1 pseudogene is annotated in these 235 nt (G+C 83.4%); it reads left to right on the plus strand.

The features are described 5' to 3' along the window. A pseudogene (locus KVT45_RS55750) lies at positions 1-235 on the plus strand (hypothetical protein); the annotation flags it as partial.

The raw sequence follows: 235 nt of genomic DNA on the forward strand, positions 1-235 counted from the left end.
AGGCGGCGGACGGGGCGTCGGCCACCGACTGCGTCCTGCCGCTCGTCGCCGTCGCGGCCGCCGGCGCCCTGGGCGGGTACGGGTACGTACGCCGGATACGGCGGGCCCGCTCCCGCACCACGCCGGGGGTCCTCTCCCCCGCCCCGCCGGCTCCGTCGCCCGTCGCCGTCGGGCGGCGGGCCCCCCCCTCCCTGGTCCTGGCCCGCGGCTGCGTACGCCCCCGCCCGGGGGCGCT

Source organism: Streptomyces sp. GbtcB6, from assembly GCF_019091475.1.
Taxonomy (GTDB): Bacteria; Actinomycetota; Actinomycetes; order Streptomycetales; family Streptomycetaceae; genus Streptomyces; species Streptomyces hyaluromycini.